Annotated in this window: 7 protein-coding genes; all 7 read left to right on the top strand. The window is 62.1% G+C overall.

Translation table 11 applies throughout. The annotated features are described in order from the left end of the window. Nucleotides 1-2,011 (top strand): DNA gyrase C-terminal beta-propeller domain-containing protein (locus Q7T64_RS06355; protein WP_304792989.1); only part of this gene is annotated, 2,011 nt, incomplete at its 5' end. A gap of 17 nt (nucleotides 2,012-2,028) precedes the next feature. Next, nucleotides 2,029-3,102, top strand: coding sequence for a prephenate dehydratase (gene pheA, locus Q7T64_RS06360; protein WP_304792993.1), 1,074 nt, complete (start codon nucleotides 2,029-2,031; stop codon nucleotides 3,100-3,102). A gap of 96 nt (nucleotides 3,103-3,198) precedes the next feature. Beyond that, nucleotides 3,199-4,350, top strand: coding sequence for a histidinol-phosphate transaminase (gene hisC, locus Q7T64_RS06365; RefSeq protein WP_304792996.1), 1,152 nt, complete (start codon nucleotides 3,199-3,201; stop codon nucleotides 4,348-4,350). A 15-nt stretch (nucleotides 4,351-4,365) separates the two neighbouring features. Further along, nucleotides 4,366-5,292, top strand: a complete 927-nt coding sequence (locus Q7T64_RS06370) for a prephenate dehydrogenase/arogenate dehydrogenase family protein (protein ID WP_304792999.1) — start codon at nucleotides 4,366-4,368, stop codon at nucleotides 5,290-5,292. Next, complete coding sequence (gene aroA, locus Q7T64_RS06375; RefSeq protein ID WP_304793002.1) at nucleotides 5,289-6,620, top strand: 3-phosphoshikimate 1-carboxyvinyltransferase; 1,332 nt, start codon at nucleotides 5,289-5,291, stop codon at nucleotides 6,618-6,620. The genes Q7T64_RS06370 and aroA overlap by 4 nt, the downstream gene beginning before the upstream one ends. Before the next feature lie 15 nt (nucleotides 6,621-6,635). Continuing rightward, a complete protein-coding gene (gene cmk / locus Q7T64_RS06380) occupies nucleotides 6,636-7,304 on the top strand; it encodes a (d)CMP kinase (RefSeq protein WP_304793004.1) in 669 nt (222 codons plus the stop codon). 165 nt (nucleotides 7,305-7,469) lie between these two features. After that, nucleotides 7,470-8,188: S1 RNA-binding domain-containing protein (locus tag Q7T64_RS06385; protein ID WP_304793007.1), on the top strand; the 719-nt coding region annotated here is incomplete at its 3' end.

Here is an 8,188-nt window from a genome sequence, read left to right on the forward strand (position 1 = left end):
GACCGTTGATGAATTGATCGAAATCATACCGGCACCGGATTTCCCTACGGGCGGCATCATTTACGGTGTGTCCGGCGTGCGCGACGGTTATCGCACCGGCCGCGGCCGCGTGGTGATCCGGGCGCGTGCCCACTTCGAGGACATGGAGAAGGGCGTCCGCCAGGCCATCATCGTCGATGAACTTCCCTATCAGGTGAACAAGGCTCAGTTGCTCATCCGCATCGGCGAGCTGGTGCGCGAGAAGCGGCTGGAAGGCATCTCGGAGATCCGCGACGAATCGGACAAGTCCGGCATGCGCGTCGTGATCGAATTGAAGCGCGGCGAAGTGCCCGAGGTCGTGCTCAATAATCTGTACAAGCAGACCCAGTTGCAGGACACGTTCGGCATGAACATGGTGGCGCTGGTCGATGGACAGCCCCGTTTGCTGAACCTCAAGCAGATGCTCGACAGCTTCCTGTCGCACCGCCGCGAAGTCGTGACGCGCCGTACCGTGTTCGAGCTGCGCAAGGCGCGCGAGCGCGGCCATGTGCTGGAAGGCCTGGCCGTGGCGCTGGCCAATATCGATGATTTCATTGCCATCATCAAGGCGGCGCCGACGCCGCCGGTTGCAAAATCGGAACTGATGGCGCGGGCATGGGATTCATCGGTGGTGCGCGACATGCTTTCCCGCACCGGTGCGGACAATGCAGGCGGCATCGATGCCTTCCGTCCGGACAACCTGCCCAAGCATTACGGCATGCAGGGCGATGGCCTGTACAAGCTGTCAGACGACCAGGCCCAGGAAATCCTGCAGATGCGCCTGCAACGCCTGACCGGCCTGGAGCAGGACAAGATCGTCAATGAATACCAGGAAGTGATGACGCAGATCGCCGACCTGCTCGACATCCTGGCCAATCCGCAGCGTGTGAAGACCATCATTTCCGACGAACTGACGGCAGTGCGCGCTGAATACGGCGATGGCGTCAAGGATCCACGTCGTTCATATATTGAAATGAATGCGACCGACCTCGGCACCGAAGACCTGATCACACCGCAAGACATGGTGGTGACCCTGTCGCACACCGGTTACATGAAGTCGCAGCCGGTTTCCGAATATCGCGCGCAAAAGCGCGGCGGACGCGGCAAGCAGGCCATGGCAACCAAGGAAGACGACTGGATCGACCAGTTGTTCATTGCCAATACCCACGACTACATATTGTGCTTTTCCAACCGCGGCCGGCTTTACTGGCTGAAGGTCTGGGAAGTGCCGCAGGGTTCGCGCAATTCGCGGGGCAGGCCGATCGTCAATATGTTCCCGTTGCAGGACGGCGAGAAGATCACGGTGGTGTTGCCGCTGTCCGGCGAGAACCGGGTATTCCCTGAAGACCGCTACGTCTTCATGTCGACCAGCCTGGGTACGGTCAAGAAGACACCGCTGTCGGACTTCAGCAATCCGCGCAAGGCGGGCATCATTGCGGTGGATCTCGACGACGGCGATTTCCTGATCGGCGCCGCACTCACCGATGGCAAGCACGACGTGATGCTGTTCTCGGACTCCGGCAAGGCAGTGCGCTTCGACGAGAACGATGTGCGTCCGATGGGTCGTACCGCGCGCGGTGTGCGCGGCATGAACCTGGAAGAAGGGCAGCAAGTGATCGCGCTGCTGGTCGCTGAAAACGAGCAGCAGTCGGTGCTGACGGCGACCGAAAACGGCTATGGCAAGCGCACCCCGATTACCGAGTACACGCGCCATGGCCGCGGCACCAAGGGAATGATTGCCATCCAGACCAGCGAACGCAATGGTCGTGTGGTGGCCGCTACCCTGGTGGAGCCAAGCGACGAAATCATGCTGATCACCACCGGCGGCGTACTGATCCGCACGCGGGTATCGGAAATACGCGAAATGGGACGGGCAACGCAGGGCGTGACCCTGATTGCCGTGGAAGACGGTACCCGCCTGTCCGGTCTGCAGCGCATCGTCGAGACCGATGTTGAAGAAGAAACCGGCAACGACGACGATGTAGTCGCCTGAAGACCGGCAGGGGAATCATGAGCGAAGAACTACTAAAGCCGCTGCGCGAGCAGATTGACGCGCTCGACCGGCAATTGCTGGAGTTGCTGAACCAGCGGGCCCGGGTTGCGCAGCAGGTAGGGCACGTCAAGGCGCTGACAGACGCGCCGGTGTTCCGGCCGGAACGCGAGGCTCAGGTATTGCGCAATGCGGCCGCGCGCAATCCCGGTCCTTTGCACGACGGTGATGTGCAGACGATATTCCGCGAGGTGATGTCGGCTTGCCGGGCGCTGGAAAAGCGGGTTACGGTCGCTTTCCTCGGCCCTGCCGGCACGTATAGCGAACAGGCAGTGTTCCGCCAGTTCGGGCAAGCGGTCGATGCCGTGCCCTGCGTGTCGATCGATGAAGTATTCCGAGCCACCGAGGCGGGGACCGCTGAATTTGGCGTGGTGCCGGTGGAAAATTCCAACGAGGGTGCAGTCAACCGCACGCTGGATCTGTTGCTGCAGACCACCTTGACCATCAGCGGCGAAATTTCACTGCCTGTGCATCACAGCTTGATGACCCGCAGCGGAACGATGGACGGCGTGCAACGCATCTGCTCGCATTCGCAATCGCTGGCGCAATGCCAGAACTGGCTGAACCAGAACTATCCGCAGATACAACGGCAATCGGTGGCGTCCAACGGCGAGGCGGCGCGCATGGCGGCCGAGGAGCCAGGCACGGCGGCCATTGCCGGCGAAAGTGCCGGCAGCCGTTACGGATTGCAGGTGGTGCGCTCGCACATCCAGGACGATCCGCACAACCGCACGCGTTTTGCGGTGATTGGCCGCCAGCAGTCGGCAGCCAGCGGCAATGACCATACGTCGGTGGTGCTGTCGGTGCCGAACAAGGCGGGTGCGGTGCATGCGTTGCTGGCGCCGCTTGCCAGCCACGGCGTGTCGATGACGCGCTTCGAGTCGCGCCCGGCCCGCACCGGCGCCTGGGAATATTACTTCTACGTCGACCTGGAAGGCCATGCCGACGACGAAAAGATGCGCCGCGCGCTGGCCGAACTCAAGCAGAACGCCGCTTTCTTCAAGTTGCTCGGTTCTTACCCGCTCGGCGTTTGACGGGCGGCGTCGCCAACCCGGATCCGAGCGCAAACCTTCAACGCAGACATCAACGCCAACGTCATTCCCCTTACCTTTCATTAGCCTGGTCCCATCATGTCCCAAGTATTCGGCCCCGATTACGTTCGCGCCATCGCTCCCTACCAGGGTGGCAAGCCTATTGCTGAAGTCGCGCGCGAATTTGGCCTGGATGTCGCGTCCATCGTCAAACTGGCTTCCAACGAAAATCCATTGGGCATGCCCGATTCAGCGCGCGCAGCCATGCAGCGCGCCATGGACGAGATTGGCCGCTATCCCGACTCCAATGGTTTTGAACTCAAGCGCGTGATCAGCAGCAAGTACGGCGTCCCGGACGACTGGATAACCTTGGGCAACGGCAGCAACGATATCCTCGAACTGGCGGCCCATGCGTTTGTGCAGCCGGGGCAGTCGGTGGTGTATTCGCAGTATTCATTCGCGGTCTATCCGCTGGCAACCCAGGCCGTGGGCGCGCGCGCCATCGTGGTGCCGGCGCGGCAGTTCGGGCATGACTTGCCGGCCATGGCAGCGGCAATCGCGCCGGATACGCGACTGGTATTCATTGCCAACCCGAACAATCCGACCGGCACTTTCATTCCCGCTGCGCAGATCCAGGATTTCCTGCAGCGGGTGCCGCCGCATGTGGTGGTGGTGCTGGATGAAGCCTATAACGAATACCTGGCGCCCGAACTGCAATACGACTCGGTCGCATGGGTGCGCCAGTATCCGAACCTGCTGGTGTCCCGCACGCTGTCCAAGGCTTACGGCCTGGCCGGATTGCGCATCGGCATGGGCATTGCCCAGCCGACGGTCACCGACTTGCTCAACCGCATCCGCCAGCCCTTCAATGTGAATTCGCTGGCACAGGCTGCGGCCGTGGCGGCATTGACCGATCTCGATTTCCTGGCGCGCAGCGCCGCGGTCAATGCGGCGGGTTATGCGCAGTTGACGGGGGCCTTGCGCGCAATGGATATCGAGTTTGTTCCCTCGTACGGCAACTTCATCCTGTTCCGGGCCGGCCCTGACGATGGCGCCGGCGCACGGGTGAACCTGGCGCTGTTGAAGCAGGGCGTGATCGTGCGGCCGGTCGGTAATTACGGCTTGCCGCAGTGGCTGCGCGTATCCATCGGCTTGCCCGAAGAGAATGCGGCGTTCCTGCTGGCGTTGAAGGTGGCGCTTGGGGCGCAATCGCAAACTTCGCACCCTGCGCAAGCCAAGCAAAAATCCTGACGAAAGGTCGTAACCGTGCTCGACAAGATCGCAATTTTTGGCGTCGGCCTGATCGGTGGTTCGTTCGCGCTCGCGCTGCGGCAGGCGGGTGCGGTGCGGCATGTGGTCGGCGTCGGACGCCGCCGCGCATCGCTGGAGCGCGCGCTGGTGCTGGGCATCATCGACGAGATTGCAAGTTCGGTGGCCGATGCGGTGGCCGGTGCGGACCTGGTTTTGCTGGCGGCGCCGGTGGCCCAGACCGAAAACATCCTGCGCGAGATTGCGCCGGTCCTTGGTGCGTCCACGGTCGTCACTGACGCCGGCAGCACCAAGTCCGATGTGGTGGCGGCAGCACGCAGGGCGCTGGGCAGCAAAATCGCCCAGTTCATTCCGGGGCACCCGATTGCCGGGCGCGAAATGAACGGGCCGGATGCCGCGCTGGCGCAACTCTACGCCGGCAAGAAAGTGGTCATAGCGGCCTTGCTTGAAAACACAGATGAGCATATCGAACGGGTCGCCGCTGCCTGGCGCTGCTGTGGCGCGACGATTTACCGCTTGAGCCCCGAGCGCCACGACCAGGTGTTCGCCGCAGTCAGTCACCTGCCGCATTTGCTGGCCTATGCGCTGGTGGACGATATCGCGCGCAAGCCCAATGCAGACCTGCTGTTCCAGTACGCGGCCAGCGGCTTTCGCGATTTCACCCGCATTGCCGGCTCGTCGCCCGAGATGTGGCGCGACATTACGCTGGCCAACCGGGACGCCATGCTGGTCGAACTCGACGCTTACATCGCCCAGTTGCAACGGATGCGCGCCATGATAGCCACCGACGACGGCGCCGCACTGGAGGCGGTGTACGCCAACGCCAGGCACGCGCGCGAAAACTGGATTAGCGCAATTGAATCCGGCGACAAGGCACAAGCGGCTGCGCCGGCAACCAACACACCGCAAGGCGCCCAGCAATGAAACATTATCCGCACCACCTGGACCTGTTGCCTGCGGCCAGTGCCTCAGGCACGGTGCGCCTGCCTGGCTCCAAGAGCATCTCCAACCGTATCTTGTTGTTGTCCGCACTGGCCGAAGGGACGACGCAGGTACGCGACTTGCTGGCGTCCGATGACACCAGCGTAATGCTGATGGCGCTGCAAAAGCTCGGCCTGCAATGGAAGCAGGAAGGCGACAGCCAGAACTACACGGTTCACGGCGCCAATGCGAATTTCCCGGTGCATCAGGCTGACCTGTTCCTGGGCAATGCTGGTACTGCAGTGCGGCCGCTGACGGCGGCGCTGGCGGCCATCGGCGGCGACTATACGGTGCATGGCGTGGCGCGCATGCATGAGCGGCCGATCGGCGACCTGGTCGATGCGCTGAACGCCGTGGGCGCCCGCATCGACTACACCGGCCAGCCCGGCTTTCCGCCCTTGCACATCCAGCGCGGCCGTATCCATGCCGAGCGCATGCAAGTGCGCGGCAACGTATCGAGCCAGTTCCTGACTGCGCTGCTGATGGCGGCCCCGCTGATTGCGCGCCACCAGGACCTGACCATCGAGGTGGTGGGCGAACTGATTTCCCGACCCTATATCGAAATCACCCTGAACCTGATCCAGCGCTTTGGCGTTGAGGTGCAGCGCGATGGCTGGCAGGCGTTTACCGTGCGTGCCGGCCAGCACTATGTGTCGCCGGGCGTGGTGCAGGTGGAGGGCGACGCCTCGTCGGCATCCTATTTCCTGGCGGCCGGCGCGATTGCCGGCGGGCCGGTCCGGGTCGAAGGTGTTGGCGCCGACAGTATCCAGGGCGACGTCCGTTTCATTGATGCGCTGCGGCAGATGGGCGTGACCATCGACAGCGGCGGCAACTGGATGGAAGCGCGATCCAACGGTGTGCTCAAGGCGATCGATGCCGATTGCAACCATATTCCGGATGCCGCCATGACCCTGGCCATTGCTGCCTTGTACGCCGATGGTCCCAGCATCCTGCGCAATATCGCCAGTTGGCGCGTCAAGGAAACCGACCGGCTGGCGGCGATGGCAACCGAACTGCGCAAGCTCGGCGCCGGTGTGGAAGAGGGGCACGACTACCTCAGGATCACCCCGCCGGAACAAATCCTGGCAGCCACCATCGACACCTACGACGACCACCGGATGGCAATGTGCTTCTCGCTGGCCTGCCTGGACGGCGCCGCCCGCCGCGGCGCGGCGATCCGGATCAACGACCCCAAGTGCGTTGCCAAGACTTTCCCCGATTATTTCCAGGCCTTTGCCGGCATCCTCCATCGCCCGGCTGCGCGGCAATAGGAATCAACAACAGTTATGGCTTCCAGCATTCCCGTCATTGCCATCGACGGCCCGACCGCATCCGGCAAAGGCACGGTCTCGCAGCGCGTGGCGCAACATCTTGGCTTTCACTACCTCGACTCGGGCGCCTTATACCGGCTGGCAGCGCTGTGTGCATTGCGGGCGGGTACGGACCTGGCGGACGAAGCCTCGGTCGCCGCGCTGGCCTCGGGCATGAAAATCCGCTTCGTGGATGGCCAGGTCCTGCTCGGCAGCGAGGATGTCAGCACGGCCATTCGTGCCGAAGAAGTCGGCAACAGCGCGTCCCGGATCGCGGCACATCCTGCGGTACGCACGGCCCTGGTTGCGCTGCAGCTCGGCTTTCGATGCGCGCCGGGACTGGTCGCCGATGGGCGCGACATGGGTACCGTGATCTTCCCCGATGCCGGACTGAAAGTATTCCTGACCGCAAGTGCGCAAGCCCGCGCGCAGAGGCGGTATAAGCAATTGATTGACAAGGGATTTCCTGCTAATATGCTCGACCTTCTGAAGGATTTGAACGAACGGGACGCGCGTGATTCAAACCGTGCTGCCTCGCCGCTCAGGCCGGCCGAAGGTGCGCACCTGCTGGACACTTCCGACATGACTGCAGAGCAGGCTGTTGCACAAGTGCTGGCCTGGCATGCAGCAAGTCGGTCCTTGTAGTTTTGTAGTTGTTTTAGATAGTCGTGTAGTGGAGCCTGTTGTCGCGCAAAGCGCCGGCAGGTGTTTGTTAACCCAACCCAGCATCTTCCGCATCCCGCGCCAGACTGGCTAACCCCCTTATCCCATATGTCAACTGTTGCTTCTTCCCCCACGTCCGCTCCTGGCATGGAAAGTTTTGCCGCCTTATTCGAGGAATCGCTGACCCGCCAGGACATGCGTTCCGGTGAAGTCATCTCGGCTGAAGTCGTTCGCATCGATCACAATTTCGTGATCGTCAACGCCGGCCTGAAGTCCGAAGCATTCATTCCCATCGAAGAATTCAAGAACGACAACGGTGAGACCGACGTCAACGTCGGCGATTTCATTTCCGTTGCGATCGAATCCCTGGAAAACGGTTTCGGCGACACTATCCTGTCGCGTGACAAGGCCAAGCGCCTGGCCTCGTGGCTGGCGCTGGAAAAAGCAATGGAATCCGGCGAGATCGTGTCCGGTACCGTCAATGGCAAGGTCAAGGGCGGCCTGACCGTCATGACCAACGGCATCCGTGCCTTCCTGCCGGGTTCGCTGGTCGATACCCGTCCGGTCAAGGACACGACTCCGTACGAAGGCAAGACGCTGGACTTCAAGGTCATCAAGCTGGATCGCAAGCGCAACAACGTTGTGCTGTCGCGCCGCGCAGTGGTCGAAGAGTCGATGGGCGAAGAGCGCGCCAAGCTGATGGAAACGCTGAAAGAAGGCACCATCGTCACCGGTATCGTCAAGAACATCACCGACTACGGCGCATTCGTCGACCTCGGTGGCATCGATGGCCTGCTGCACATCACCGACCTGGCATGGCGTCGTGTGCGTCACCCGTCGGAAGTGCTGTCGGTTGGCCAGGAAAT

This window comes from Lacisediminimonas sp. (genome assembly GCF_030645335.1).
Classification (GTDB): domain Bacteria; phylum Pseudomonadota; class Gammaproteobacteria; order Burkholderiales; family Burkholderiaceae_D; genus Lacisediminimonas.